The following is a 25629-nucleotide window of genomic DNA, read 5'->3' as shown; positions in this document are numbered from 1 at the left end:
CCAGGCGACTACACGCCTGGGTTTTCTATCAGTTTTCATTAGTTGGAGAGGACGTCTGGGAAGGAGAAAGGTGATCCTTTATTTTGGTCTCACTGCTGGAAGCGACATTGTCCAGCATTCCTTTAAGATCAAAGCCAGATACATCCTTCAATGTTTCTGGAAGCTGGCTCATTAATTTGGTAACATAGTTACTCATTCTGGCAGCGCCATCACCTTCACCATTTCCATTATCGACTACGGTTACTTTATCGATAGATCGAACCGGATCCGCAATTTTACCGGCAAATTCAGGAAGCATTTTGATAATCATTTCCAAGATGGCTGCTTCCCCATATTTCTCCATGGCTTCGGCGAGTTTCTCTTTTGCTTCCGCTTCCGCCAGACCTTTTTGACGGATGGCATCCGCTTCTGCTTCACCGTCCAAGCGAATTTGCTCTGCTTCTGCTTCCGCATTTTTAACGCGGGTCCATTTGTCTGCTTCGGCTTTTTGTTCTGCAGCATAACGTTCTGCTTCCGCTTTTTTCGATATGTTTGCTTCATATTGCCGTTGCTTTCGCTGTACTTCACGTTCATCCAAGTCGATTTGTTTGTTCTTCTCTACCAGCTGGATTTGCATTTCTTCTTCCATAACCTGTTGTTGTGCCTTCGCTTCCTGTAATTTATATGCCGTGTCGGCAGCAGCTTTGGCAGTATCCTGTTCTTGTTTATAGGAAGCTATTTTCAATTCTTTTTCTTTTGTTGCTTCTGCGATTTGCGTTTCGCTCTGAAGCTCAGCGCTTTTACTTTCCCGTTCAGCACTTGCTTTCTGGATACGCGCGTCACGCATGGCATTTGCCTCGGCAATTTGAGCATCTCTTTTAACCTCAGCAATTCGTGGTTTCCCCAAAGCCTCCAGATATCCGTTTTCGTCCTGAACATCCTTTATGGTGAATGAAACAATCTGCAGTCCCATTTTCTTTAAATCAACTGCCGCCTGGGTTTGCACTTCCTGAGCAAACCGCTCCCGATTTTTGTAAATCTCTTCTACTGTCATGGTTCCAAGGATGGCGCGCAGATGTCCTTCCAACACTTCCTGCGCTTCTTTACGCAGTTCGGCATCGTCTTTTCCCAAAAATTGCTCACCAGCTGTAGCAATCCCTTCTGTCGTGCTTTGTACTTTGATAATGGCTGTACCATCAGCCATTACTGGCACGCCATTTTCCGTGTACACATTCGGAGTTGAAATATCCAAGCTATGGGAGCGAAGACTGATCCGCTCTTGCTGTTGGAAGATGGGCAGAATAAAGGCACCGCCGCCCCGAACAATTTTTATCCCACTCCCGTCATTTGCCTTATGTACATTTTTACTTCCGAGAAAGCTTCCGGTAACAATCATGGCATCATCAGCACCTACTGTTTTATAACGGACAGCAAACAAAATGGCAAATGCTAAAATAACAGCAATGATAACCCCGATTACAATGATAAAATCCATAAAAGATAAATCCCCCTTAATTAAAATTCATCATCCAAGGCAGAGACGTAAACAGCATCTGTGCTTACCTGTACAACGACGATTCTCGTACCTTGTTTGATCTCTTTTTCGTCAAAACTTTTCGCTGATTCATTTCTACTTCCACTAGGAGATTCGATGAATACTTCGCCCATTCCATTTGCTGGAACGGTGGTGATCACCTCACCGATTTGACCTTCTAAATCAGCCATCGAAATCGATGTAGAGGTTTCGGCATTTGCCAAAGGAATTACCAGAAAATGATAAATGACAAAGTATGCAGCTGCCCCTATTAACACACTGAGCAGAAGCGTCACAAAAGGATTGAACGAGGAATATTTAGTGAAGAGTACTCCGGACCCGCCAATTACAGACAAGGTTCCGAACAATAAAAGCGGATTTAAAAACTCATCAAATCCTTCTAACAAACCATCCAGGACATCTCCTAAAAATAATGAAATAATGGCAGCGGCCAGGCTTCCCGATAATAACCACCAGTAGATGTCTAAGACTCCAATAAGATAACCTCCCTTACCATTTCATGTCGTAAGGCTTTGGTTGGTGAATAACCCTATTACTTATTTTTACGACTTTATAAGTAGAAAGTTTCATTTATTTACTGATTTATCAAAAAGTTTATCCTTCGTTATCTGATAATAGTAATGCGCAATGTTAGCGGCACGGGGATTTGTTATAATAAAGCGGAAGCAGCTACTCAAGATAAATCACTGTCATGAAGTGTTGATATGGAAGATATATATTTGATAGAGAAGGAGGAAGGGAATGAGATTTTTACGTAATGTGACTATCGTTGCCGTTATTTTAGCGGGAGTCGGTTATGGCCTGTACCATCTTGCCGCAGGGATAATCGCTGATAATGTGATCGATCAAGTCGAACAGGAGCTGTATGCTGATGTGAATACTGGGAAAATAAAAAAATCGATCGACAGCAACCCAGCATTAGAGGAATTTCTGGCAGATGCTCCGCAAATTGATCAAAGTCAATTGCCTTTTACCACGAAAGAAGGAGCGGTAAAAAATCTCGTCAAGAAATTCAGTGTGGGGGAAATCCAGGAAATAAGGGAGACAGTCAACAAAGGGATGACGCAAGAAGAACAAACGGCTCTACTTGAAAAAATAGAAGGGAAGCTTTCCCAACAAGAAATGGATGCAATGAAGGTCGTCATCTACAACGAGCTGAATCATTAAAAGCAAAAGCGACAGTATCATTGGTGGCTGCCAACATACTGTCGCTTTTATTATACAAGTTTATTGCGCCCGGCTCCGAGTCCTGCGATAACCATCAAAATCGAAACAGCCAGGATAGCGGCAATAGGAAGTTTCCACTGCCCTGTAGCATCTACCAGCAGCCCGATAACAAACGGACCTGCTGCAGCCAGCAAATAACCAAACGATTGGGCCATGCCTGATAGTTCTGCAGCCTGTTTGGCATCAACAGCCCGCATACTCAAAAAGGCGAGTGCGAGGCTAATGCTTGCGCCAAGCGCGAAGCCAATCGAAGTGATCGAGATAATCATTAGCCAAAGGGGCCCCTCTGCCAATAAACCACCATATCCGGCGACAGCAAAGAAACCGATCAGTAAAATGATTCCCTGCTGGTTGTGAACCTTTTCTGCCAAAATCGGGGCAACGAATGTAGCGGGAAGACTGATAAATTGCATGTAAGATAAAAGCCAGCCTGCCGTTCCGATGGTCAATCCAACGTCATGAAGAATCTCGGGCAGCCAGGAGATGGTCACATAAAAAAGAAAGGATTGCATTCCCATGAACAAGGTCACTTGCCATGCCAGTGCTGATTTTGTAAGTCGTGCTGCCGATGGCTCGAAATATAGTTGTTTTGGCTGCTTGCTTTTTTGGGATTGCAAGTAAATCGACCAAACAATCAGTCCGATGACAGCCAAAATCACCCAGCTTCCAAGTCCCAGCTCCCAGCCAAGATTTAAACCATCAGCCAAAGGGATGCTCAACCCGGAGGCAAGCGCAGCAAAAGAAGACATACAAGTGGAATAGACACTGGTCATCAGTCCTACCTTTTCAGGGAATTTTTCTTTGATTAATCCCGGGAGCAGTACGTTACAGATGGCTATCCCTAAGCCGACAAGGGTAGTGCCAAAGTAAAGAGTCGGCGTAAAGGAAATGGAGCGACTGACAATCCCGATAATCAATAAAATCAGTCCTAGTCGTAAAGCACGGCCGCTGCCGATGCGATTGCTTAGCCGGGGAGCAATGGGTGACATGATTGCAAATGCGAGAAGCGGGAGGCTCGTAATCATTCCCGCTCCCCAATTAGCAAGGCCGATGTCATCACGGATTCTTCCAAGCAATGGTCCGACAGAGGTTATTGCCGGCCTTAAATTAAAGGCTATCAGGATAATTCCGCTTATCAACAGGAAATGCCCCACGGGTTTTGCCATATGCGTTGATTTTGTCATCATATGTAAGATCGATCTCCTTCTATAAATCTAATCCACATTTCCAGGCCAAAAGTTCTTTTTAAGCATATACCTATCCCTATAAAGTATAGAAGAAGGGAATCGACGCATCAATGTAAAAATGACTTGCTTCAATTATAGTTCTGTTTTTGGTATCGCTTCATAAAGCTTTTTTGTTTCCAAAAAGCGGGCATTTTCACTGTCTGTACCCATAACTACGGATATATATCGGGCATTATCCCGTTTGATGGTACCGGTAAAGCAATAGCCTGCGGCATCGGTGTATCCTGTTTTCAGCCCGTCGACACCAGGGTAGCTGATATTTTCGATATCCATTTCAGGAAGCATGGCATTGGTGTTATAATAAGTTGCAGAGTCATGATTGCCATGAGAAATCGTATCATTGGCTAGAGAAGACACTTCCACTATTTCCGGATGCTTATTAAGAAGCGCCAAGGCCAATGTCGCTACATCTTTAACAGACATTGTATTATCGGAATACTCCAGATTGTCGTAGCGGTAGGGACCGAGGTCTTGGTTATTCAACCCGGTACTGTTTACGAAAACGGTATCTTCCATACCTAACGCCTTAGCAGTGTGGTTCATGGTGCTGACAAATTCCTGCTCGCTGCCGGCTACTGCCTCAGCTAGCGCGATTGCCGCTCCATTGGCAGAATGGATGGCAGTGGCGTGGAAAAGTTCTTTTACGGAATAGGTGAACTCCTTCCTTAACAGGATGGAAGAGTAGCCGGGAGTCTGAGAAATGATATATGCATAATCACTGATGGAAACTTGTTGCTCCCAGGTGAGTGTGCCTTTTTCAATGGCTTCGAGTACAAGGAATTCCGTCATCATTTTTGACATGCTGGCTACCGGAAGCGATTGGTTGATTTGTTTTTCGTATAGAATTTGGCGGGTATTGGCGTTAATCAAAATGGCAGCGTCTGCATGAATTGTAAGGTCAGGAAGCAAGATTTCCTCTTCGCTGTGAGAGGAGTCCCGGTATAGGATTTTTTTCGACTTTTCTTTTTCCGGTTCCTCTGGACTGCTTGTGTAAAAGGAGACTGCGACAAAGGAAATCAATAGAAAAAAAAAGAAATATGAACGTGTACTTAAATGTTTTCATATGCATTACCTCCATAATAAAGACGATACAAAAGGCGATTAGTCGACAAAAAACGTGATCACTTTTAAAATCGTATTTCAAATCAGTTCGTTGTCAGTCATGAAAACGGATATATTGCATGGTCGTTTCAAGTAAAAGAATGGGAGCCATTGCGCCATATTCTGCTCGATGCGCTTCCTTTTGGAAAAGGTTGGGGAGAAGAATGAATAACAATAGCTTAAAGCATGAAGTTTGGTCCTGGCTGAAAACGATATTCGTGGCTCTGACCATCGTCATCGTCTGCCGGCATTATTTAATTACACCATCGATTGTCGAAGGCGAATCGATGATGCCTACCTTGCATGATGGTGATCGCATTATCCTTAGCAAAGTAGGAAAGATTGAACGGTTCGACGAAATTGCCTTTCAGGCACCTGACTCTGATGATGCCTACGTGAAAAGAGTGATCGGTCTGCCCGGTGACAAAGTTGAAATGAAGGAAGACGTCCTTTATATCAATGACAAGCAAGTGGCAGAGCCTTACTTGGAAGAGTATAAAAAAGACTTGTCGCAAAGCCAGTATCTCACAAATAATTTTACACTGAAAGAAGTGGCCGGCAAAAGCACTGTTCCCGAAGGCTGCTTGTTTGTCCTGGGTGATAATCGCCTGGTAAGCAAGGACAGCAGGTACTTTGGTTTCATAAAAGACGACGCAGTGATTGGCGACGTAAAACTGAGAATATGGCCATTGGAAGCCATTGGTATTCCCGAATGATCCCGAATAAAAAAAGTCCAACCGAACATGGTTGGACTTTTTTTATAATTAGCCAACATCGATGACACTTTCCGGGACTTCGGGGGACCACTCCGAGGTACACTTCTGGGGACAGCAGCTTCCGGGGACAGCTTCCGGGGACAGTCCCCCAAGCTTGAAATAATGAAAAATAGTGACGCTGGGGGACAGTCCCTGTTTATGTGAAAATCGATATATGGGTATTCTGGTATCGAAGACATCTACATACGGTGCTTTCTGGAGCAGAGGACGTTTAAATGGGGTCAGTCCCCTCCGAAGAAGGAGCGGGGCTGGGATTTTGTTTGGGGGACTGACCCCCCATTTCGACCCCTCATCTCGTGTAATAATTTGTGGGGGAATTGGGATAATAAGGTTATCTTGATAGAGAGTTGGGTGTGATGATGGAATATAATCAGGGCTATCAACCGGGAGAAGTGGTTTATGTGATCATCCGGAATCCGCATGTGCAGGGGGTGGCCAATGTGCAGGAAGCTGCAGTGGTGGCCGATCCGGACAATGGTAATGAGCTTGCGTTGTTTTTGTATGATACATACTATCCGCTGACGGATGAGGTGGCAGTTTACCGCTCAGAGCAGGAGGCAGAGCATGCATACCAGGCCGCGTTCGGTACAGAGGATTCGGAGGGATTACATGGTTAAACCATTCGTGCCACAGCTGGTTTATGTAGAACCGAGGGCATTGGAGTACCCGCTTGGTCGCGAGCTTGTCGATAAATTTCAAGGCATGGGAATTGAAATTCGGGAAACAACTTCCCATAATCAGGTCCGTAATTTGCCAGGGGAAAATGATTTTCAAAAATACCGCAATGCAAAATCGACGCTCGTTGTAGGTATTAGAAAGACGCTCAAGTTCGATACATCCAAGCCTTCTGCCGAGTATGCCATCCCTTTTGCGACAGGGTGCATGGGGCACTGCCACTATTGTTACTTACAAACGACAATGGGAAGCAAGCCGTATATCAGGACATATGTCAACACCGAGGAAATTTTTGACGCCGCTGAAAAATACATGCGTGACCGTGCCCCCGAATTCACTCGTTTCGAGGCTTCGTGTACTTCAGATATTGTCGGAATCGACCACCTGACCCATACATTGAAACGGGCCATCGAGTACTTTGGAAAATCTACCTACGGAAAACTGCGTTTTGTAACAAAGTTCGCCCACGTGGATCATCTGCTTGATGCCGAGCATAATGGCAGGACCCGATTCCGGTTCAGTATTAACGACGACTATGTGATCAAGTATTTTGAGCCTGGAACATCCAGGCTTGCCGAACGGATAGAGGCAGCAGTCAAAGTGGCAGAAGCAGGCTATCCACTCGGTTTTATCGTCGCGCCGATTTATTTACATGAAGGCTGGCAGGAAGGTTATCCGGAAATGTTGGAAAGATTGGCCGATGCACTGCCATCGTCTGCAAAAAAGGATCTGACATTTGAATTGATCCAGCATCGATTTACACAACCTGCCAAGCGTGTCATCGAAAAAAATTACCCAATGACGAAACTCGAGTTGGACGAATCGAAACGAAAATGGAAATGGGGCAGGTACGGTATAGGCAAGTATGTCTATAAAGATGAAGAACAGGAAGAAATCAAAGATGTATTGAAATCAACCATTCACAAGCTGTTTCCCAAGGCAACGATTGAATATTTCACTTAACCGGTATTTCTTTGCTCGTTTGACATCAGTGGATAATCATGTTTTAGTAAAAGTAGTTAAATATTTTGGAAGTCCACTAGGGGCGCCTTTATGGCTGAGATAAGGAATAAACCTTGGTCCCTTTGAACCTGAACTGGTTAGCACCAGCGTAGGAAAGTGGAGACGGGATACGTATATCTTGGGATAAACCATTGCCAAAATTGCGTCAAACCGCTCCAGTTTCCTGGAGCGGTTTTTTGCGTTCCGGGAAACGGAACGGCTGTTAAGCCTTTTTATCCTGTCCAATACCTCTCCATTTCCCCGAAGTTTCTGGACTTCCTCCAAACAAAGGGAGGAGTTTCTACCATGACATTTTCCGAACAATTAAGAACCCTGGCAGATGAAGTCTTTCAAGGAATTCTACGGCATCCTTTTATCAGAGGGATAGCTGAAGGAAGCGTACCAAGGCAGGCCCTGATCCATTATGTAAAGGCGGATTATGAATATTTGTCTGCTTTCAACCGTATCTACGGCCTGGCCATTTCCAAGTGCGAAGACCGATCCGACATGGCCTTCTTCCAGGAACAAATCGGTTTTGTCCTCAACAGTGAAATCCATCCGCATGAAAATTTTTGCCGGGTAGCAGGGGTGGATTATGACGACCTGCAAGGAAATCCGTTGCCGCCGACTGCAAACCATTATGTCGCTCACATGAGCAAAGCCGCATACAGCGGAAGTATTGGCGAAACGTTGGCTGCATTGCTTCCATGCCCGTGGACCTATCTGGAAATTGGGTTGGCATTGGCAGAAGAAAAACAGCCGGATGCTTCTCATCCATTTCATGAATGGATTTCATTCTATGCCGGAGGAGCAATGGCGGAAGTTACCAATGAGCTTTGTAGAAAAATAAACCGTTGGGCTGCTTCCGCAAGTGACCTGGATAAACAAAAAGCGACGGAAGCCTTTTTGAAAAGCTGTCAATTGGAATATAGCTTTTGGCAAATGGCCTATACACAGGAAGAATGGCCGTTTCCACTGCCTGCCGACCAACAGACACAGCCATTACATTAAAAATAGAAAGGGGGACACCAGCGTGTCTGCGATAGCCAGTTCACTAACCATTGCCGGAACGGATCCTACCGGTGGAGCCGGTATTCAGGCCGACTTGAAAAGTTTTCAGGAAAGAGAGGTATATGGGATGAGCGTTGTCACTTCAGTGGTCGCACAGAACACGACAGGAGTGAAAGCTATCCAACATCTTCCGCTTGAGTTGATAGAACAACAACTGGATACCGTCTATCAGGATATCGTCCCTGATGCGGTAAAAACCGGGATGATCGCTACCAGGGAGATGATGGAGCTGCTTGCCGGTAAATTAGAAGGAATGAATAGACCATATGTTATGGACCCGGTAATGGTCGCCAAGAGCGGTCACACCCTTATGGAAGAAAAATCACGACAAACGCTAAGGGAAAAGCTGATTCCGTTGGCGACCATTGTTACACCGAATATTCCGGAGGCAGAAATACTGATCGGTTCTCCGATAAAAGATCTATCAGATGCCAAACGTGCAGCGAAAATGATGGTCGAAGAGCTCGGAGCTCGCTCGGCAATTGTAAAAGGCGGACATTTGTCCGGCGAGGCTGTTGATGTCTTATACGATAAGCAGGACTTCCATCTGTTTCGATCCGAAAGAACAGAGACAAGGCATACTCATGGAACTGGATGCACTTTTTCAGCTGTGATTACAGCCGAGCTGGCAAAAGGAAAAACAATACCAGAAGCCGTTGCGACGGGAAAAGAATTCATCACAGCAGCTATCCGTTATACGCTGGGAATCGGCAAAGGGAACGGACCGACCAATCATTGGGGCATGCGTCTCCGAGGTCTGCCTGGTGAGGCGAAAGGAGCTGAATCTATTGAATGAGATTACCAGTCTACTAAGGAGTGTAAGAAATAATCAGCCATTAATTCACAATATCACCAACCAAGTGGTGATTAATTTTACAGCAAACGGACTGCTGGCATTGGGAGCTTCGCCGGTCATGGCCAATGCGGAAGAAGAAGCAGCTGACATGGCAGCGGTGGCTGATGCGCTCGTATTGAATATCGGTACACTTACTAGCCCGCAGGTGAATGCGATGATCAAGGCAGGAAAGGCAGCAAATCAAAAAGGTATTCCTGTCGTGTTGGATCCGGTAGGAGTCGGTGCAACCCCTTTTCGAAACATGATTGCCTTGAAGATTCTCGAAGAAATCGACGTAACCTTGATCCGTGCCAATGCAGGGGAGATCGCCTTTCTTGCCGGAGCAGATGCGGAGATGAAAGGAGTCGATTCCGCATTTCAAGGGGATGGACAAAGGATAGCTGTGAAAGCAGCAAAGCAATTAAAAACAGCGGTGGCTCTTACCGGGCAAGAAGATGTGATAACAGATGGGAATACTGTTTATCTAAGCGGGAATGGCCATCAGCTGCAGACGAAAATCACTGGGGCCGGATGCTTGCTCAGTTCAGTGATTGCTGCCTTCTTGGCAGTAGAGAAAAACAAACTGCCAGCTGCAGCCGCGGCTGTCAGCTACTATGGTACTGCTGCCGAAATCGCAGCATTACAAAGCGCCGGGCCAGGAAGTTTTCAATCCAAATTTCTTGATGCCTTGTATCAGTTGAACCAAGAAGATTGGCTGGAAAAAATCCAATTAAAAAGGGTGGAAGAATAGAATGGACATCCGTCAGTCCTTGCAAGTCTACTTTATAATGGGAAGCAATAATGGTGCCGGCAATCCTTTACACGTACTGGAGCAGGCATTAGCTGGCGGCATTACCATGTTTCAGTTCAGAGAAAAAGGCCGTGGTGCCAAAACAGGAGCAGACAAGCAAGAGCTTGCTTCTCGGATGAAAGATTTGTGCCACCGGCATCATGTTCCGTTTTTCGTAAACGATGATGTCGATCTGGCTATTAAAGTAGAGGCGGATGGAGTTCATATCGGACAGGAAGATGAACCGATTGGTTCGGTTCGCCGGCGCTGTCCGGAACACTTCATCATCGGGGTTTCGGCAACCAATCAAAAGGAGGCGGTAGAGGCCGCTGCTGCAGGCGCTGATTACATTGGGGCGGGCCCTGTTTATGCCACTTCCACCAAGCAAGATGCCAAGACACCAATCGGTCTGACAGGTCTTACAGAAATAAGACGGTTGATCGGCAGTACACCGTTGACTGCCATAGGCGGGATACAGGAGGGGAATGCGGCTTCTGTAATGGAATCCGGAGCAGACGGCATTTCGATTATTTCAGCCATCAGCCAGGCGGACAATCCTTTGGAAGCAGCGCAGCGGTTAAAGCGACGGATAACGAAAACCTAATCCTGCAGCGGCTGGTATGGTGATTTCACGTGAAACAGGTTGCTTTTTCCAATTTCCCAAGATAGGTAATTCCTTTCGCATTTTTGTCGTTTGATGATAAACTGTAAGATAGATAAGCTGCCTAAAAGGGCAGAATGTTTGAAGGAGGTTGCAACATGCGCTTGCAGGACAAGAAAGTCATTGCACTCGTTGCCCACGATTTTGAGGATCTGGAACTGTGGTATCCTATTCTTCGTCTTCAGGAAGAGGGAGCGACTGTGCATTTAGTCGGTGAAAAAGCCGGCGAAGAATACATTGGGAAATATGGAGTGCCTGCGGTCTCCGATTATGCCTATGCTGACGTGAAAGCAGAAGATTATGATGCGATTCTTGTTCCAGGAGGCTGGGCTCCGGATAAAATCCGTCGCTTTCCTGAAGTATTGGAAATGCTTCGCCATATGGATCATTACGAAAAACCGATTGGTCAAATCTGCCACGCTGGCTGGGTGCTGATTTCCGCCGACATTGTCAGGGGAAGAAATGTCACCAGTACGCCTGGAATCAAAGATGATATGGTCAACGCAGGCGGTAATTGGCAAGACCTGCCGGTAGTAGTCGATGGCCACATCGTATCCAGCCGCCGTCCGCCGGATTTACCTCCATATATGAAGGAGTTTGCCGATTTACTTGCCGACTCCTGATAGTAAGCGGGCTGTACAAATTGTTGTGCAGCTCTTTTTTCGTCCCTTGTCAGGGAATCGAATGTAGATCTAATAGAAAAATGAATGGAAGAGACATAACTGGTCACCTTAGCAAAAGTTGACAGTTACGGAGAGGGAGGTTATCAGAATGGATATCATCATTTGGCTGTTGATCGCAGCCTGTTTTCTATTAAGCTTTGCCGGTATCATTTTTCCGTTGATCCCAGCTCCTTTAATGCTATGGATTGGCTTTTTGCTGTACTTTTTCTTTATGGACGGCCAATTATCGATGGTTTTCTGGCTCGCGATGGTGGTGCTTACTGTCATCCTGGTTGTGTCAGACATTATTGCCAATAGTTATTTCGTGAAAAAATATGGCGGTTCAAAATGGGGAGAAAGAGTTGCTGCTGTTGCAGTGATTATTGGTTCCTTTATTATTCCGCCATTCGGCATTATCCTTGTTCCATTTGCCGCTGTGTTCGTGACGGAAGTCATACAGCAGAAAACGACTGGACAAGCATGGAGGGCATCACTAGGTTCGTTGATGGGATTTCTGGGTGGAGCTGTGGCCAAAGTCGTAATTCAGTTGATAATGATTATCTGGTTTTTCTTTGCCATCTAAGAGAAACCTCTAACAAAACTTCTGTCTTGCTTACAGATTCATCCGTTTAGGAAAAAGCAGCCTATCCCTGCCAGTGGCGAAGGAGGCTGCTTTCCTTTATACATAGCGCGATTTCTGTAAGCGATAATCCAATACATAGTTGCCAAACGGAATGAAGGCAACTAATACCGAGCCGAACAACCATCGAAAGGCCCAGCGGATTTTCAAGGTCGTATAGGCAATCACGAGCAGGTAGACGATAAAGAAAAATCCGTGAAGTGAGCCAATAAGGGTGACCACCTCAGGAAACCCTGCTATGTATTTAAGTGGCATGGCAATAAACAGCAGAACGACAAGAGAAGTTCCTTCAATCATGCCGAATATCCGGAACAGTCTGATCGGGGAGTTCAACATAGACTACCTCCATCCCTTACAGTTTTTTCATTTTTAGTATAATAGATAAAAGGATGCTACACTATAGATTGCCATGATCTACATGAATATTTCATCTAGCAGAGGAGAGAATGGTTTGAAAAATATAATACCGTTGATTCTGCCAACTTTTTTGATCGTTTTTGGAGTGACTAGCTACCTTACTACCAACGCGGCAGCGGGAGCACTTATCATCCTGTTAATTGGCATGATCGTGTTTTTAGTGGAATTAAGGTACATAAGAAAAGGCATGCCGAGGTATCGGACGGCTGTTACGTTATTGACAGCAGGTGTTGTTTATTTCTTGTTTGTCATTGTCGAGCAATTTTTGTATGGAAGGGTTTTTAACTACTTTTTCGCAGGGGTTTTTTCCCTTGGTGCCGGCATTATTATCAATGTATGGATGCGTGATGAAGAAGGAAATTAAGGAAGTGAAAGGAGTTTCCAACATGATTGCCAGGGTATTGACGATTGCTGGATCCGCCGCCCAGGGAAGTGCGGGAATCCAGGCAGATTTAAAAACATTCCAGGAACGGGATGTATATGGCATGGCCGCTATCACAGCCATCGTCGCCAACAATCCAGTCACCAGTCAGGGGATGTTCACCAATTCGCTTGAAGCCGTTGAAGCACAATTTTATACTGCTGTGAAAAATGTCGGAGTAGATGCTGCCAAAACGGGGATGTTGTTTACAAAAGAAATTATCAGCCTGGTTGTCGGGCTGCTGGAAGAGAACCAGCCCCGAAGCTTAGTAGTTGATCCTGTCATGATCGGTAAAATGGGGTCACAGCTTTTAAAGGATGATGCAATAGAAGAAATGAGGGAAAGGTTGTTTCCTCTTGCCACCGTCATTACCCCGAATCTCCATGAAGCAGAAAGAATATTGGAGCGTGGCCCGATTACAAATAAAGAAGAAATGAAACGGGCGGCACAATCGCTTCACCGTTTTGGATCAGACTATGTCGTGGTGAAAGGCGGAGCATTGAAGGAAGAGGCGGTCGATATATTGTATGATGGGAGCGAATTTATCGAGTGGGAACAGCCGCGCATCAATACCATTCACACAAGTGGAGCCGGCTGTAGTTTTTCTGCGGCGATTACGGCGGAGCTTGCCAAAGGAGCATCCATGAAGGAAGCGGTGAGCACGGCCAAATCCTATGTCACTGCTGCAATCGAGCATGCACTCGATTTCGGAAAAGGAATTGGTTCCACCTATCATGCTGCATACCGAATCTCTCAACATCGTTAATAGGCTAGAAGCGTATGGTTGGAGAATTGTTGTCACGTGATAAAACAGAAGGGACAAAGTAAATCCACGTATTCGTTGATTCGGAATTTAACTTTAAGAAATGGTGAAGAAGCTTCTAAAAAGGAAGAGGCTGCGCAAAGGTCAGTTTTCAGAACCAGTGCGCAGCCTCTTTTGATGTTTTTTGAACAAACGTTTGATCAAGCCACCGGGGTAGTCGCCGCTGCCGGACGTTAGAAAAGTAATCGTGAATGAAACATCTTTCCTGCCCGTTTCGTATAGAGGATAAGGAAAAAAATACGGAGGTGGTCAGCTAGTGGCAGCAGAGCCAGCAATGCAGTTAATCGATATAAAGAAAAGTATTGGAAAAAAGCAAATCATCAAAGGATTGACGTTTGATATAAATCCAGGAGAAGTGTTTGGATTTCTGGGTCCAAATGGGGCAGGGAAAACGACAACAATCCGGATGATGGTTGGTTTGATGAAAATAACAGAAGGGGACGTGCTGATCAAGGGGGACAGTATCAAATCCAATTACAAGGATGCCATTCGGCATGTTGGTGCCATTGTGGAGAATCCGGAAATGTACCCCTTCATGAGTGGCTGGAAGAATCTTCTCCATTATGCAAGGATGATACCGGGTATTACCGAGGATCGAATCAAAGAAGTGGTTTCGCTGGTTGGATTGGAGAAACCGATTCATGAAAAAGCGGGCAGATATTCTCTTGGAATGCGTCAAAGATTGGGTATTGCCCAAGCATTATTACATCGTCCGTCCGTTTTGATCCTGGATGAACCAACTAATGGACTTGACCCGCATGGGATTCGGGAAGTGCGGCAATATATCCGGAATCTGGCGGAAAAAGAAAATGTAGCTGTGATTGTATCCAGTCACTTGCTTTCCGAAATAGAAATGATGTGCGACCGTATCGGCATTATTAAGAACGGGGAGCTAATTGCTATCGAGACGGTCAAAGCGCTGACCAAGACAGAAGAAGATCGGATACATATTGAAGCTGTGCCGGCTAACAGGGCAAAAGAGCTTATCCGGGAGGCATTCCAAATCGAAACTACCATCGAAGGAGAGACTGTCAAGCTGACAGCTAAACGTGGGGAAATTCCGAAAATCGTAAAATGCCTTGTAGAAGGGGAAGTGGATGTTTTTGGTGTTCAAGTGCGAAGCTCGACACTTGAGGAGAAATTTTTAGACGTGATTGGGGAGAACGCGATTGAGTAATTTTTTAGGGCTCGTATATAATGAGCAAGCTAAGCTTTTTGCCAGAAAGTCTACTTGGATCATGTTCGGCATTCTTGCAGCGATTATTTTGGGGATCGCGATTATCGGTAAAACAGTCGGTGATTTGGACGAACCTCAGTATGGCGACGACTGGCGTCAGCAGCTAGAGCAAGAAAACGCCAATTATGCAGAAGGAAATAGTGAGGAAGCAGTCGTTAACCATTGGGGCATCCAGGAAAATAACTACTATTTGAATAATGACATAAAACCCAGAGGCTATGATGTCTGGCAATTCGTGATCGATAATGCCATGTTGTCATCCCTGTTGAGTCTGTTTACCATCATTGTAGCGGCGGGAATTATCGCGCATGAATTTCGTTGGGGGACGATCAAGCTGTTATTAATCAGGCCGGTTGCCCGTACGAAAATCCTGTTTGCAAAATATGCAGCCATCTTGTTATTTGCTTTGACGGCACTTGTATTCTTGCTTTTGTTTTCCTGGATTTCGGGAGTATTATTTTTTGGTGTGGATGGCTGGAATCCGTTGTTGGTGATTCGCAATCAGGATAACTATATTCAAGTGTCTGCCTGGGCAGAAATGGGGCGGTCTTATGGTCTGAAATTAGTCAATCTAGTGATGATGGCCACCTTTGCTTTCATGATTTCTTCGATTTTCAGGAACAGCGGGCTGGCAATAGGGTTTGCCATTTTCCTGATGATGGCGGGAAATTCAATCATAGGATTTTTCATGCAGTACGATTGGGCAAAATATATTTTATTCGCAAACACGAACTTAGAACAGTATTATAGAGGTACACCCCTAATAGAAGGAATGACGCTGTCATTTTCAATTAGTGTGCTGATAGTTTACTATGTTATTTTCATGGTCCTGTCCTGGTTGTTTTTCACGAAACGGGATGTAGCAGGCCATTAAGAGGTATAAAAGGAGGAATCGTTAATGAAACGAACGGCAGAAATCGTACTTGGAGTTATCGGGGCGGTATTGTATGCTCTTTTCACGTTCTTTGGTATCGTTTTGATGACGTTGAAAGGTAATGAAGCGTTTATTCAGGAAATGGAAAATGCGTTTGCAGAGCAAGGGATGGAAAATATGGGAGGAGATATTTCTCAAATGATTGCTAGTGGAAGCTGGTATTTAATCATCGTTTCTCTGCTGGCAGTTATTCTTGGAATCGTTGCTGTTGTATTCTTGAAGGGAAACAAAAAACCAAAAACAGCAGGTATCTTATTGATTATTACCGCTGTTTTGACGTTCGTTCTGTTTATGGGAATGAGTCTGATTCCAGCACTGTTATACTTAATCGCTGGTATTGTGGCATTGGTAAGAAAACCCCAAACACCAATAACAGCCTAAATAGGATTGTCAGGACAAAGCGGCCGGGAAAAAAGCATAGCCTGTTTGATGCGTGCTTTGTATCGCTGCGGCAAGATACTACGCTTTCCACGGGCACAGCGTCAACTTCCTCAGAAAGCACCAAACGCTTTCTTGCGGTCTTTTCAGCTCGTGCTGTTCCCGTAGGAGTCTCCGCATCTTGCCTTCACTACGTTTTCACGGTCTGACTTTCCGCATGATCAAGCCAAAATGCACAAAACCGCCCCACATATTCATTTTTCGTCTTAGTCACTGAGACCTTTATTTTTCGAAAATTGGAGGGGCGGACCAACAGCATAAAAAGGATAAAGAAGTACTCCTTGTTCTCATGTGGCTTCGCTTTCTATCCGTAACGACAATGATAACACGGAAAGCATGCCAAAAGAGAAAGTATCTCACACCAACGGAAGCAAGGTACGCATACTCCAGCAAGATGACCGCAAGCTGAAGATCCACTTGGCAAGTGAAGTACCTTGCCGGAGTGGATTGGAGCTCTTTTTAAAAGTGAATGTTAGAGGATGCTTTTTTTAACCAAAATCCGAACGATTGGAATCGTTCGGATTTTATATTTGGTCATAATGTTTTTGTCCCAGTCCCCTTGTTTCTATTTGAAATCCATTTATTGCAGTTTGTATAAGTCAGTCCGCCGATCGCTGTAGATCGGAATGGTCGCTCTGATTTTCTCTACTTCCTCCACATCAACTGTGCCGGTTAAAATCGTTTCCGTTTGCCCTGCTTCTGCAATGATTTCACCCCACGGTCCGATAATCATCGAATTCCCGCCAAACTCATTATTTGGATCAGTACCTGCCCGGTTGCAGGCAACCACAAAACATTGGTTTTCGATAGCCCTGCTGATCAGAAGAGCGCGCCAATGATCGATCCGTTGCTTTGGCCATTCTGCTACGACATAGAGAACTTTTGTTTCATCAACCATGTGGGTCCGGATCCATTCCGGGAAACGGATGTCGTAGCAAATGACCGCCGCACTTTTTTGGTTATCCAACACAAAACGGCCATCCATATTTCCTTCTGTCAAGTATTTTTCTTCGTCCATCAATCGGAAAAGGTGGGCTTTGCTATATTGTTTGATGACATCCCCTTTTCTTGATACAACAAGCAGGGTGTTGGTTGTTGCCTGGCCGACCCGATTTGCTACAGAACCGCCAATCAAATTTACGTTGAGTTCTTTGGCCAACCTTTTCAAAAAAGTAATAGTCACCGCAGCTTCTTCGTCGGCAATTTCATCGAGCCGTGTTAAATCATAACCAGTCGTCCACAGCTCAGGTAGGAGAATGGTATCGGCTGTACTGGTTTTTACCGCTTTTCTAATCCATTCTTCTGCATGCCGGAAGTTGGTTTGCGGGTCACCAAAAGCAATATCCATTTGAATAAGCGCATAGGTTTGTTTCATCAATAATCTCCTTTCCTCATAACTGCTTCCCAAGATTCCTCTCCATGAAGAAGCAAGCCGCGAAAAAATCTTGTGCTGCAGGATTTAACACCGTATGAGGCATTCACCGGTTGCCGGGTTTCAAAGGGCCATTCCCTCCACTTTCTCTTGATAAGAGATTAAGATTTATTTAATTGGTAGCATTATCCCACCCGCATCAGTGCCTGTCAAGGACACGACCGACAGTCCAGCTTTACAAATGACAGAATAGTAGCTAAGATTAAATACTATAATTTTATCGATTAATCGGGAGAGTGACACACAGTGAAGAATTTTGAGCAATCGGATTTACTGAACAGACTTCCTGACCAGTTTTTCGCCAGTCTTGTAGCAAAGGTAAAAAACTTGGTGGAAAAAGGATACGATGTCATCAATTTGGGACAGGGGAACCCGGATTTACCGACTCCCGAAGCTATTGTGAAAGAGCTGCAGGACGCTGCGGAAAACCCATCCAATCACAAGTATTCACCATTTCGCGGCTATTCGTTTTTAAAGCAGGCGGCAGCAGACTTCTATAAAAGGGAATATCAGGTGGATCTTGACCCCGAAACAGAGGTTGCGGTTTTGTTTGGAGCAAAAACGGGGCTGGTGGAATTGAGCCAATGTCTGCTTAATCGAGGAGATCTTGCCTTGCTGCCTGATCCAGGTTATCCAGATTACATGTCAGGCATCGCTTTGGCTGATGCTGAGACCTTCAGTATGCCATTGTTGAAAGAAAATGCGTTTTTGCCGGATTATCAGACGATTGATGCCGAGACTTGGGAACAAGCCAAACTGCTGTTTTTGAATTATCCGAATAACCCGACTTCCGCAATTGCAAGCAAGCGTTTCTTTGACGAGACGGTTGCATATGCAGACAAGTACCATGTGTGTGTCGTCCACGATTTTGCTTATGGCGCACTGGGATTTGACGGAGAAAAACCGCAAAGCTTTTTGCAGTCCGAAGGGGCAAAGGATGTTGGCGTCGAAATATATACACTATCTAAGACCTATAACATGGCAGGGTGGAGAGTGGCTTTTGCAGTAGGGAACCGTTCGGTGATAGAACAGATCAACTTGTTGCAGGATCATATGTATGTCAGTTTGTTCGGTGGGATTCAGCATGCTGCTGCGAAGGCACTTACGGGTGATCAAACCGCAGTATCTGAACTGGTGAAAAACTATCAAAAACGCAGGGATCGCTTTATCAATAGGTTGCGTGAAACCGGCTGGGAGGTAGATATGCCGAAAGGTACCTTCTTTACCTGGCTGCCGGTACCAGTCGGATTCAATTCTGAAGAATTTGCCGATTTGTTGTTGGAAAAAGCCCATGTTGCTGTGGCTCCTGGGAACGGATTCGGGGAAAGCGGTGAAGGGTATATCCGTGTTGGCCTGCTGGACAGGGAAGAACGGTTGGAGGAAGCCGCTGACCGGATAGCGAAGCTAAACTTATTTAATTGATTACTAGACGCAAAAAGACTGGTTTTTTTCTATAAACCAGTCTTTTAAAAGCCCGTGGAAATTGTCAAATTCGGCACGGCGGTAGTCAAACGGCAGAAGGGGAATGATGGCTTCCGCTTCTTTGNAGACTTCCTGACCAGTTTTTCGCCAGTCTTGTAGCAAAGGTAAAAAACTTGGTGGAAAAAGGATACGATGTCATCAATTTGGGACAGGGGAACCCGGATTTACCGACTCCCGAAGCTATTGTGAAAGAGCTGCAGGACGCTGCGGAAAACCCATCCAATCACAAGTATTCACCATTTCGCGGCTATTCGTTTTTAAAGCAGGCGGCAGCAGACTTCTATAAAAGGGAATATCAGGTGGATCTTGACCCCGAAACAGAGGTTGCGGTTTTGTTTGGAGCAAAAACGGGGCTGGTGGAATTGAGCCAATGTCTGCTTAATCGAGGAGATCTTGCCTTGCTGCCTGATCCAGGTTATCCAGATTACATGTCAGGCATCGCTTTGGCTGATGCTGAGACCTTCAGTATGCCATTGTTGAAAGAAAATGCGTTTTTGCCGGATTATCAGACGATTGATGCCGAGACTTGGGAACAAGCCAAACTGCTGTTTTTGAATTATCCGAATAACCCGACTTCCGCAATTGCAAGCAAGCGTTTCTTTGACGAGACGGTTGCATATGCAGACAAGTACCATGTGTGTGTCGTCCACGATTTTGCTTATGGCGCACTGGGATTTGACGGAGAAAAACCGCAAAGCTTTTTGCAGTCCGAAGGGGCAAAGGATGTTGGCGTCGAAATATATACACTATCTAAGACCTATAACATGGCAGGGTGGAGAGTGGCTTTTGCAGTAGGGAACCGTTCGGTGATAGAACAGATCAACTTGTTGCAGGATCATATGTATGTCAGTTTGTTCGGTGGGATTCAGCATGCTGCTGCGAAGGCACTTACGGGTGATCAAACCGCAGTATCTGAACTGGTGAAAAACTATCAAAAACGCAGGGATCGCTTTATCAATAGGTTGCGTGAAACCGGCTGGGAGGTAGATATGCCGAAAGGTACCTTCTTTACCTGGCTGCCGGTACCAGTCGGATTCAATTCTGAAGAATTTGCCGATTTGTTGTTGGAAAAAGCCCATGTTGCTGTGGCTCCTGGGAACGGATTCGGGGAAAGCGGTGAAGGGTATATCCGTGTTGGCCTGCTGGACAGGGAAGAACGGTTGGAGGAAGCCGCTGACCGGATAGCGAAGCTAAACTTATTTAATTGATTACTAGACGCAAAAAGACTGGTTTTTTTCTATAAACCAGTCTTTTAAAAGCCCGTGGAAATTGTCAAATTCGGCACGGCGGTAGTCAAACGGCAGAAGGGGAATGATGGCTTCCGCTTCTTTGTTTTTAGCTGACGGCACAACGGTTCGGTCCTGCTTCCATCTCCTGCTGCTCTCTAGACTCAGGCTGTATAAGCCCCAAATTGACCTGCCGAATTTCCTGATAACTGTTTGGTTGTGGCGGGAGGCTTTCGGTTACCAACTCAATGAAACGGTCTTCTGAGTCTACATTCAGACGTTGGTTGTTTCGGTATAAATCCTGCAAGGTACGTTGGATTTTTCCATCGTCCGACCATTCATTACTACTGCTAAAATGAGTCGGTAGTACAACGAGTTCCTGAGATAAAGAAGGGAACCGATTATATAAAGTATGACGTAAAAATTTCGCCCATTCATCCGCTTTTCCAGCTAGGTCTGGTCGGCCGATTGATTGGACAAATAATGTATCCCCAGTTAACAAATAATCGTCATCGACGATAAAGCTTGTACTACCGATCGTATGGCCAGGCGATGATAGGATGGTAATCCGTTGGCTGCCTCCCAAATCGATATGCTTACCGTCTTCCAGCGGGGTATAAGGAAAAGAAGCACCTTCATCATCTTCTGGAGGGAACCAATAGACAGCACCGGTTGCTTCGGCAAGTTTTCTGCCTCCGGAAATATGGTCGGCGTGCAGATGGGTGTCGGCTACATGCTTGATTGTCCAACCGCGCTTTTCAGCAAAGGATTGATAGACCTCTGTGAACCGGCTTGGATCAATAACCATGGCTTCATTGCCGCTCTCTATCATATAAGAGAGACAGCCTTTTCCAAAACGGATGAATTGATAGATGCATCCTCCGTGCGGTAATGTTCCTGCTAGCACAGGCTCCAGGTGTTCTCCCCATTCCGTCATTCCGCCGATTAAATATGTAATGTTACTCATGCCTTCGTGTTGCAGAAGGGCAGCAGCCGTCTGAGCAGATATTCCTCTATAGCAAACGATATAAACGGTTTGGTCTTGTGGAAGCTGCTGTTTTGCTTCTATCGGTGTCTTTTTGAGTTCGTCCATCGGAATGTTGATCGAATCAATATTCCTTCCTTCGATTTTCCAGTCTTGATAATCCTTTTGCCGGCGGATATCCAAAATGAAAACATCCTCCTGATGTAACATACGACTGGCAAGCTCCTGTACGGTCAACGGCTCCATATTCCAGTTCTGCCTCCTTTTTTCTCCTACTATAACAAACTTCCTAGTTTCATTATATATAGGCAAATACCCTTTCATTCGGGTAAGAAAACGAAAGACACAACTTAATACAAGAGAGTCTGAAGACCTCTTCTTTAAGACAACCTGTATGGTAATTCAGAACTGGTAAAAACCTTTTGTATTTTTCAACAGCTGATCGTAAACGACCGCCACAGAAAGCTGCTTCAATTCAGCTATCTTGGCGACGCTGGCATGAATCATTTTTGGATGGGTCATCACATCCTGGAATGGTCCGTGAAAAGGCCATGGTCCGTCTGTTTCGACCATCAATGCTGTTAGAGGGACTTGCTGAATCATGCGTTGTATCTCCGGTTCATACACACAATCCGGTGTTACGGAAAGTTTGTATCCATTAGCGACAATCCGTTGGACAGTGTTTTTGTCGCCTTTAAACCAGTGAAAATGCGCTTGACGGATGGAATGCTTCTCCAATAATTCGCAGGCAACCGGGGCATCTTCATATACAGCGTGTAAAACAATTGGCTTTCCCCAGCGTACAGCATGAACAATCATCAACTCCAAAAGTTCCTTATATGGTTCCATGCTTATTGTCGGTTCTTCCTTACGCAAATAGTATGGAAGGCCGACTTCTCCCACTGCTTTCATGGTTTCCTTGTGATTTTCCATAAAGGCGAGAAGTCCGCTTAGCTCGTCAGGTGCCGGAAGCTTCTGTTCCGGATGGTACCCAAATGCTGGATGGACACGCTGATCAACCTGGGAAAGCTCCAGCGTCCGTTCCGCTGAGGAAAGGTGGTTCGATACCGCGATCAAACCCTCTGTCTGATACCTTTCCATCTCCTGAAGCAGCTGCCGTTGCTGTCTGCTTCCGTATAGGTCAAGATGAATATGGGCATCGATAATCGGCTGCATCATGTTATCACCTGCAACTCTTGATAGATTGTTTTTTTCCACTCTAAAAATTCTTGTGACAAGACTACCGATTCCTTGCGTGGACGGGGAAAAGGAATGGTGAAATCAGCTTTTACCCGGGCTGGTCCGCTTGATAAGACGATGACCCGGTCGGAAAGGAAAAGAGCCTCTTCGATGTTGTGGGTGACGAACAGGATCGAGCGGCGATGGTCTTCCCACATGGAAAGCAGCCATTGCTGCATGTCCAATCGTGTAAATTCATCCAGTGCCGAAAAGGGTTCATCCAGGCAAATGAAAGACTGCGGGCTCAACATGCTCCGTATAAAAGCGACACGCTGCTTCATTCCGCCTGACAGCTGATTTGGATAAGCTTCTTCGTATCCTGCCAACCCTGCTTTGGCCAACATTTCGATGGCTTTCTTCCCATTTTTCCTGCCGATCAGTTCTGCGCCGAGGACAACATTGTCTAATACAGTACGCCATGGCATCAAAGAAGGGGTTTGCGGCATGTAGCTGATTGTCCCTCTTTTTCCATTCAATCGTTCGCCATCCAAATAGATATCGCCGCTATCCGGCTCCAATAATCCTCCGATTAAATGGAATAACGTGCTTTTGCCACTTCCCGAAGGACCGACAATGGATACAAATTCGGCATCTGAAACGGACAGGGAAATCCGCTCTAATATTTGCTTGCCATCGAATGATTTGGAAATATCGATTAATGATAACTCAGCCATGCTGTTCCTCTCCTTCCTTTTTCCATCGAATGACTCGCTTTTCTATGGTGACAATGGCAACGAAAAAAAGAAGGCAAAGCACCATGATAAAGAATATCGCGACGAATACCCTGTCGGTCCGGAAGGAAGAGGATGCCAGTGTCATGTAGACACCGATTCCCCGTTGGGCTCCTAGCCACTCGGATATCACAGCTCCCATCACGCTGTAGGTAGCGGAGATTTTCAATCCGGAAAATAGCGACGGAAGGGCTGTCGGCCATTCCAGCTTTGAAAATATTTGCCGTTTATCCGCACCAGCCATTTTTAAATAGTGCCGCAATTCCGGACTTGTTTGACGGAAACCATCGAGAGTGGAAACGGCAATGGGAAAAAAACAAACCAACGTGATGATGATCAACTTTGGCAGAACCCCGAACCCAAACCAGATAACCAAAAGAGGCGCAAGGACGATAATCGGGATGTTTTGCGAGAGGATCATTAATGGATAGACGGTTTCTCTGAGCTTGGGCAGCAAATGCAAACAGACTGCAGATCCAATTCCAATACTTGTACCAATCGAGAATCCCAGCAGGGTAAGTTTGATCGTCGAGAACAAATGCTGCTGGTAATCTGCCCAGCCGGACACTGCCTCCAGCCAAATTTGCGATGGTGAAGGTAGCAGCCAGGCAGGTACATTTGCAAGGCTGCCTGCTGCTTCCCAAACCAGCAACAATACCAGGATGGCTGCAGCTGGGCGCCATCCTGTCATTATCCGCTTCATTTGCTGTATTTCTCCGTAAGTTTATCCATGGATGCGCCGCTTGGTTGGTAAAGAATTTTGACTTGGGAAATCACGTTAGGACTGCCGAGTTCTATCATCCGTCGATTCATTTTTTCGATGACAGCAAACAACTCGCTTAAATCTCCCTCCATGGTCGTTTCCAACGGATGTACCTGGTATCGAACCCCGGCTTCCTCAATCACAGCTATTGCTTCATCTACATAGGGAATCACATCTTCGCCGTTTTTTGTTTTTGGGATGATTTGAATACTTACGAGTGAATCAGCCATTGTTTTTTTCTCCTCCGTCCGGTAAAAATTTGTTGGTGAAGGCTTTTTCTGCTTCCAGTTCTTGGTCAAGCAGGTCATTTTCATACATCCAGTCAGCATAGTTTTCCCAGGTTTGTTGTTGTTGTTCGCCCCAACGCGGAGCATCATCCTGGTATTTAGGGGAAAGCCATTGCTGGCTGGCTTTCACAAGTTCGGCATCCAAATCGGGAACTGCTTCAGTCAGGATGTCTGCAGCTTCATCCGGATGATCTGCAGCAAACTGATATCCCTTGGAAACAGCAGCCACGAAAGCTTCGACTATTTCCGGGTCGTCTGCGATTTTCTGCTCACTCGTGGTAAGTACAGGTGTATAGTAGTCCAGCTTTTCGGAGTAGTCGGTCAAGTATTGCATATTCAGTTCTTCCCCCCGGAGCTCTGCTTCCACGCCGGTCCAGCCATAGTAAATCCACGCAAAATCGATATCTCGTTCGACGGCCGTAAAAAAGTCTGTATCTCCCATATTAACCATATCGACTTTGGCCACGTCAGCTTTTTCCTGTTTCATCAGCGATTCGATTACCGCTTTTTCCACAGGGGCACCCCAGCCGCCATACGTTTTGCCTTCAAAATCCTTTGGGGAAGTGATTTCTTTTTCTTTTGGCGAAGCAAATCCGGAAGTATTATGTTGAATAATAGCGGCAATCGAGACAATCGGGATATCCTGAACACGTGCTTCCGTCAATGCTTCCTGAGCACTGATTCCAAAGTCAGCTTTGCCGGATGCAACCAGTTGGTCTGCTCCAGCTTCTCCCGGCATCAGAATTTCCAGATCAAGCCCTTCCTCCTCAAAATATCCTTTTTCCTGCGCTACATATATACCGGTGTGGTTCGTGTTTGGTGTCCAATCCAAAACAAGGGACACTTTCTTTGTGGAATCCTTTTCTTGTGAACCGGTGTTCTCCTCACTGCTGCAACCGGCTGCCAAAAGCAGCAGTGCAGTAAGCATAATCCATACTTTTTTCATCCTATTTCCTCCTAGCAGTTATTGATGAAACACTTAGACAATGCGGG

General features: G+C 45.6%; 28 protein-coding genes, 1 pseudogene and 1 riboswitch. Of the genes and pseudogenes, 17 read left to right on the top strand and 12 right to left on the bottom strand.

Going from position 1 to position 25629, the window contains the following annotated elements:
* Positions 1-28: 28 nt before the first annotated feature.
* Together BN1067_RS03390 and BN1067_RS03385 are read right to left on the bottom strand one after the other, a co-directional pair.
* Entirely contained in the window at positions 29-1474 is a 1446-nt protein-coding gene (locus tag BN1067_RS03390) for a flotillin family protein (RefSeq protein ID WP_053217497.1), read from the bottom strand.
* A 20-nt stretch (positions 1475-1494) separates the two neighbouring features.
* A complete protein-coding gene (locus BN1067_RS03385; RefSeq protein ID WP_053217496.1) occupies positions 1495-1920 on the bottom strand; it encodes an NfeD family protein in 426 nt (141 codons plus the stop codon).
* Positions 1921-2275: 355 nt separating this feature from the next.
* Here BN1067_RS03385 and BN1067_RS03380 point away from each other — a divergent pair, with 355 nt between their 5' ends.
* The gene (locus BN1067_RS03380; RefSeq protein ID WP_053217495.1) at positions 2276-2701 is read left to right on the top strand and encodes a hypothetical protein; all 426 of its coding nucleotides are present in this window, start codon (positions 2276-2278) and stop codon (positions 2699-2701) included.
* Positions 2702-2751: 50 nt separating this feature from the next.
* Here the strand turns inward: BN1067_RS03380 and BN1067_RS03375 are convergent, their stop codons facing one another.
* A complete protein-coding gene (locus tag BN1067_RS03375) occupies positions 2752-3948 on the bottom strand; it encodes a CynX/NimT family MFS transporter (protein ID WP_110943282.1) in 1197 nt (398 codons plus the stop codon).
* A 132-nt stretch (positions 3949-4080) separates the two neighbouring features.
* A complete protein-coding gene (locus BN1067_RS03370; RefSeq protein ID WP_053217494.1) occupies positions 4081-4917 on the bottom strand; it encodes a D-alanyl-D-alanine carboxypeptidase family protein in 837 nt (278 codons plus the stop codon).
* A gap of 356 nt (positions 4918-5273) precedes the next feature.
* Here BN1067_RS03370 and lepB point away from each other — a divergent pair, with 356 nt between their 5' ends.
* The 9 genes from lepB (at position 5274) to BN1067_RS03325 (ending at position 12164) form a co-directional block, all read left to right on the top strand.
* Positions 5274-5825 (top strand): signal peptidase I, encoded by a 552-nt coding sequence (gene lepB, locus BN1067_RS03365; protein ID WP_053217493.1) that lies wholly within the window; start codon positions 5274-5276, stop codon positions 5823-5825.
* Positions 5826-6244: 419 nt separating this feature from the next.
* Complete coding sequence (locus BN1067_RS03360; protein ID WP_053217662.1) at positions 6245-6502, top strand: transcriptional regulator SplA domain-containing protein; 258 nt, start codon at positions 6245-6247, stop codon at positions 6500-6502.
* A complete protein-coding gene (gene splB / locus BN1067_RS03355; RefSeq protein ID WP_053217492.1) occupies positions 6495-7523 on the top strand; it encodes a spore photoproduct lyase in 1029 nt (342 codons plus the stop codon). Before BN1067_RS03360 ends, splB begins: the two co-directional genes overlap by 8 nt.
* Before the next feature lie 68 nt (positions 7524-7591).
* A riboswitch (TPP riboswitch) is annotated at positions 7592-7695 on the top strand.
* A gap of 173 nt (positions 7696-7868) precedes the next feature.
* Complete coding sequence (tenA, locus tag BN1067_RS03350) at positions 7869-8573, top strand: thiaminase II (protein WP_053217491.1); 705 nt, start codon at positions 7869-7871, stop codon at positions 8571-8573.
* A gap of 22 nt (positions 8574-8595) precedes the next feature.
* Positions 8596-9429: a bifunctional hydroxymethylpyrimidine kinase/phosphomethylpyrimidine kinase gene (gene thiD / locus BN1067_RS03345; RefSeq protein WP_053217490.1), complete on the top strand. Its 834-nt coding sequence runs from the start codon at positions 8596-8598 to the stop codon at positions 9427-9429.
* Positions 9422-10219 carry a hydroxyethylthiazole kinase gene (thiM, locus tag BN1067_RS03340; RefSeq protein ID WP_053217489.1) on the top strand — a complete coding sequence of 266 codons (798 nt, stop codon included), beginning with the start codon at positions 9422-9424 and terminating at the stop codon, positions 10217-10219. Before thiD (BN1067_RS03345) ends, thiM begins: the two co-directional genes overlap by 8 nt.
* A gap of 1 nt (position 10220) precedes the next feature.
* Positions 10221-10862, top strand: a complete 642-nt coding sequence (gene thiE / locus BN1067_RS03335) for a thiamine phosphate synthase (RefSeq protein ID WP_053217488.1) — start codon at positions 10221-10223, stop codon at positions 10860-10862.
* Between the two features lie 155 nt (positions 10863-11017).
* Positions 11018-11542 carry a type 1 glutamine amidotransferase domain-containing protein gene (locus BN1067_RS03330; protein ID WP_053217487.1) on the top strand — a complete coding sequence of 175 codons (525 nt, stop codon included), beginning with the start codon at positions 11018-11020 and terminating at the stop codon, positions 11540-11542.
* A gap of 148 nt (positions 11543-11690) precedes the next feature.
* Entirely contained in the window at positions 11691-12164 is a 474-nt protein-coding gene (locus tag BN1067_RS03325; protein ID WP_053217486.1) for a DUF456 domain-containing protein, read from the top strand.
* A 96-nt stretch (positions 12165-12260) separates the two neighbouring features.
* Here the strand turns inward: BN1067_RS03325 and BN1067_RS03320 are convergent, their stop codons facing one another.
* A complete protein-coding gene (locus BN1067_RS03320) occupies positions 12261-12557 on the bottom strand; it encodes a DUF3817 domain-containing protein (RefSeq protein WP_053217485.1) in 297 nt (98 codons plus the stop codon).
* A 115-nt stretch (positions 12558-12672) separates the two neighbouring features.
* Here BN1067_RS03320 and BN1067_RS03315 point away from each other — a divergent pair, with 115 nt between their 5' ends.
* The 5 genes from BN1067_RS03315 (at position 12673) to BN1067_RS03290 (ending at position 16434) form a co-directional block, all read left to right on the top strand.
* Positions 12673-13002: a hypothetical protein gene (locus BN1067_RS03315; protein ID WP_053217484.1), complete on the top strand. Its 330-nt coding sequence runs from the start codon at positions 12673-12675 to the stop codon at positions 13000-13002.
* Positions 12986-13825, top strand: coding sequence for a bifunctional hydroxymethylpyrimidine kinase/phosphomethylpyrimidine kinase (thiD, locus tag BN1067_RS03310; protein ID WP_234400609.1), 840 nt, complete (start codon positions 12986-12988; stop codon positions 13823-13825). The genes BN1067_RS03315 and thiD (BN1067_RS03310) overlap by 17 nt, the downstream gene beginning before the upstream one ends.
* A 331-nt stretch (positions 13826-14156) precedes the next feature.
* On the top strand, positions 14157-15059 hold the full coding sequence (locus BN1067_RS03300) for an ABC transporter ATP-binding protein (RefSeq protein WP_053217660.1): 903 nt from the start codon (positions 14157-14159) through the stop codon (positions 15057-15059).
* Positions 15052-15993, top strand: coding sequence for an ABC transporter permease (locus BN1067_RS03295; protein WP_053217482.1), 942 nt, complete (start codon positions 15052-15054; stop codon positions 15991-15993). The genes BN1067_RS03300 and BN1067_RS03295 overlap by 8 nt, the downstream gene beginning before the upstream one ends.
* Positions 15994-16017: 24 nt before the next feature.
* Positions 16018-16434, top strand: a complete 417-nt coding sequence (locus tag BN1067_RS03290) for a DUF4064 domain-containing protein (RefSeq protein WP_053217481.1) — start codon at positions 16018-16020, stop codon at positions 16432-16434.
* Positions 16435-17071: 637 nt separating this feature from the next.
* On the opposite strand, the gene BN1067_RS03285 is transcribed toward BN1067_RS03290, so the two are convergent.
* Complete coding sequence (locus BN1067_RS03285) at positions 17072-17866, bottom strand: carbon-nitrogen family hydrolase (RefSeq protein ID WP_053217480.1); 795 nt, start codon at positions 17864-17866, stop codon at positions 17072-17074.
* A gap of 303 nt (positions 17867-18169) precedes the next feature.
* Between BN1067_RS03285 and BN1067_RS03280 the strand changes: the two genes are divergently transcribed.
* Positions 18170-19345, top strand: coding sequence for a pyridoxal phosphate-dependent aminotransferase (locus tag BN1067_RS03280; RefSeq protein ID WP_053217479.1), 1176 nt, complete (start codon positions 18170-18172; stop codon positions 19343-19345).
* Between the two features lie 116 nt (positions 19346-19461).
* Positions 19462-20613, top strand: a pseudogene (locus BN1067_RS03275) (aminotransferase class I/II-fold pyridoxal phosphate-dependent enzyme); the annotation flags it as partial.
* A 127-nt stretch (positions 20614-20740) separates the two neighbouring features.
* On the opposite strand, the gene BN1067_RS03270 reads toward BN1067_RS03275, so the two are convergent.
* From BN1067_RS03270 to BN1067_RS03245, 6 genes are all read right to left on the bottom strand, one after another.
* Positions 20741-21862: an MBL fold metallo-hydrolase gene (locus BN1067_RS03270; protein WP_053217478.1), complete on the bottom strand. Its 1122-nt coding sequence runs from the start codon at positions 21860-21862 to the stop codon at positions 20741-20743.
* A 156-nt stretch (positions 21863-22018) separates the two neighbouring features.
* A complete protein-coding gene (locus tag BN1067_RS03265; RefSeq protein WP_324777790.1) occupies positions 22019-22834 on the bottom strand; it encodes a TatD family hydrolase in 816 nt (271 codons plus the stop codon).
* The gene (locus BN1067_RS03260) at positions 22792-23529 is read right to left on the bottom strand and encodes an ABC transporter ATP-binding protein (protein ID WP_053217476.1); all 738 of its coding nucleotides are present in this window, start codon (positions 23527-23529) and stop codon (positions 22792-22794) included. The genes BN1067_RS03265 and BN1067_RS03260 overlap by 43 nt, the downstream gene beginning before the upstream one ends.
* On the bottom strand, positions 23522-24289 hold the full coding sequence (locus tag BN1067_RS03255) for an ABC transporter permease (protein WP_053217475.1): 768 nt from the start codon (positions 24287-24289) through the stop codon (positions 23522-23524). The genes BN1067_RS03260 and BN1067_RS03255 overlap by 8 nt, the downstream gene beginning before the upstream one ends.
* A complete protein-coding gene (locus tag BN1067_RS03250; protein WP_053217474.1) occupies positions 24286-24579 on the bottom strand; it encodes an MTH1187 family thiamine-binding protein in 294 nt (97 codons plus the stop codon). Before BN1067_RS03250 ends, BN1067_RS03255 begins: the two co-directional genes overlap by 4 nt.
* Positions 24572-25582 carry an ABC transporter substrate-binding protein gene (locus BN1067_RS03245; protein ID WP_053217473.1) on the bottom strand — a complete coding sequence of 337 codons (1011 nt, stop codon included), beginning with the start codon at positions 25580-25582 and terminating at the stop codon, positions 24572-24574. The genes BN1067_RS03250 and BN1067_RS03245 overlap by 8 nt, the downstream gene beginning before the upstream one ends.
* Positions 25583-25629 lie beyond the last annotated feature (47 nt).

This window comes from Virgibacillus senegalensis (genome assembly GCF_000821245.2).
GTDB classification, from domain to species: Bacteria; Bacillota; Bacilli; order Bacillales; family Amphibacillaceae; genus Sediminibacillus; species Sediminibacillus senegalensis.
The sequence above is the reverse complement of the archived record's forward strand: the minus strand, read 5'-3'. Positions and strand labels throughout refer to the sequence as shown.